The sequence below is a fragment of the Arthrobacter sp. NPDC058192 genome (assembly GCF_042883665.1).
GTDB lineage: Bacteria > Actinomycetota > Actinomycetes > Actinomycetales > Micrococcaceae > Arthrobacter.
In genome coordinates this window covers 1-2,500 of record NZ_JBHVVJ010000035.1, presented here as the reverse complement: position 1 = coordinate 2,500, position 2,500 = coordinate 1, and the positions used below count along the sequence as shown (strand labels likewise).

Below are 2,500 nucleotides of genomic sequence, written 5' to 3'. Positions count from 1 at the left end.
GTATCGGAAGGTGCGGCTGGATCACCTCCTTTCTAAGGATTTTAACGGAATATAAGACCTTGGGTCTTATAAACAGAACGTTCCCTGTCTTGTTTAGTTTTGAAGGATCATTTGATTCTTCGAGATGTTGTTCTTTGAAAACTAGATAACAGAAGTAATTCACATTCAATTAGTAATGCAAGATATCACGTAGTGATTCTTTTTAACGGTTAAGTTAGAAAGGGCGCACGGTGGATGCCTTGGCACTAGGAGCCGATGAAGGACGGGACGAACACCGATATGCTTCGGGGAGCTGTAAGCAAGCTTTGATCCGGAGATTTCCGAATGGGGAAACCCACCACTCGTAATGGAGTGGTATCCATATCTGAATACATAGGATATGAGAAGGCAGACCCGGGGAACTGAAACATCTAAGTACCCGGAGGAAGAGAAAGCAAATGCGATTCCCTGAGTAGCGGCGAGCGAAACGGGACCAGCCCAAACCAAGAGGCTTGCCTCTTGGGGTTGTAGGACACTCTGTACGGAGTTACAAAGGAACGAGGTAGATGAAGAGGTCTGGAAAGGCCCGCCATAGGAGGTAACAGCCCTGTAGTCAAAACTTCGTTCTCTCCTGAGTGGATCCTGAGTACGGCGGAACACGTGAAATTCCGTCGGAATCCGGGAGGACCATCTCCCAAGGCTAAATACTCCCTAGTGACCGATAGTGAACCAGTACCGTGAGGGAAAGGTGAAAAGCACCCCGGAAGGGGAGTGAAAGAGATCCTGAAACCGTGTGCCTACAAGTAGTCAGAGCCCGTTAATGGGTGATGGCGTGCCTTTTGTAGAATGAACCGGCGAGTTACGATCCCGTGCGAGGTTAAGCAGAAGAGCGGAGCCGCAGCGAAAGCGAGTCTGAATAGGGCGAATTGAGTACGTGGTCGTAGACCCGAAACCAGGTGATCTACCCATGTCCAGGGTGAAGTTCAGGTAACACTGAATGGAGGCCCGAACCCACGCACGTTGAAAAGTGCGGGGATGAGGTGTGGGTAGCGGAGAAATTCCAATCGAACCTGGAGATAGCTGGTTCTCTCCGAAATAGCTTTAGGGCTAGCCTCAAGGTAAGAGTCTCGGAGGTAGAGCACTGATTGGACTAGGGGCCCCTACCGGGTTACCGAATTCAGTCAAACTCCGAATGCCGATGACTTATCCTTGGGAGTCAGACTGCGAGTGATAAGATCCGTAGTCGAAAGGGAAACAGCCCAGACCGCCAGCTAAGGTCCCAAAGTATACGTTAAGTGGAAAAGGATGTGGAGTTGCTTAGACAACCAGGATGTTGGCTTAGAAGCAGCCACCATTTAAAGAGTGCGTAATAGCTCACTGGTCGAGTGACTCTGCGCCGAAAATGTACCGGGGCTAAACGTATCACCGAAGCTGCGGACTGTTCTTCGAACAGTGGTAGGAGAGCGTTCTAAGGGCTGTGAAGCAAGACCGGAAGGACTTGTGGAGCGCTTAGAAGTGAGAATGCCGGTATGAGTAGCGAAAGAGGGGTGAGAATCCCCTCCACCGAATGCCTAAGGTTTCCTGAGGAAGGCTCGTCCGCTCAGGGTTAGTCGGGACCTAAGCCGAGGCCGAAAGGCGTAGGCGATGGACAACAGGTTGATATTCCTGTACCACCTCCTCACCATTTGAGCAATGGGGGGACGCAGGAGGATAGGGTAAGCGCGCTGTTGGATATGCGCGTCCAAGCAGTTAGGCTGGGAAATAGGCAAATCCGTTTCCCGTGAAGGCTGAGCTGTGATGGCGAGCGAAATATAGTAGCGAAGTTCCTGATTCCACACTGCCAAGAAAAGCCTCTAGCGAGGTGAGAGGTGCCCGTACCGCAAACCGACACAGGTAGGCGAGGAGAGAATCCTAAGGTGTGCGAGAGAACTCTCGTTAAGGAACTCGGCAAAATGACCCCGTAACTTCGGGAGAAGGGGTGCTCTTGAGCGTGCAAGCGCATGAGAGCCGCAGTGAATAGGCCCAGGCGACTGTTTAGCAAAAACACAGGTCTCTGCGAAGCCGTAAGGCGAAGTATAGGGGCTGACGCCTGCCCGGTGCTGGAAGGTTAAGAGGAGCGCTTAGCGTAAGCGAAGGTGCGAATTGAAGCCCCAGTAAACGGCGGCCGTAACTATAACGGTCCTAAGGTAGCGAAATTCCTTGTCGGGTAAGTTCCGACCCGCACGAAAGGCGCAACGATCTGGGCACTGTCTCAACGAGAGACTCGGTGAAATTATAGTACCTGTGAAGATGCAGGTTACCCGCGACAGGACGGAAAGACCCCGTGGAGCTTTACTGCAGCCTGATATTGAATGTTGGTACAGCTTGTACAGGATAGGTAGGAGCCTGAGAAACCGGAGCGCCAGCTTCGGTGGAGGCATCGGTGGGATACTACCCTGGCTGTATTGAAATTCTAACCCGCGGCCCTTATCGGGCGGGGAGACAGTGTCAGGTGGGCAGTTTGACTGGGGCGGCCGCCTCC

The 2,500-nt window shown here is 52.3% G+C and carries 2 rRNA genes (1 of these 2 cut by a window edge); both read left to right on the top strand.

The features are described 5' to 3' along the window. Nucleotides 1-32, top strand: a 16S ribosomal RNA gene (locus tag ACFVVK_RS20420) (its annotated part extends 1,166 nt beyond the left edge of the window); the annotation flags it as partial. A 175-nt stretch (nucleotides 33-207) separates the two neighbouring features. Beyond that, nucleotides 208-2,500, top strand: a 23S ribosomal RNA gene (locus ACFVVK_RS20415); the annotation flags it as partial.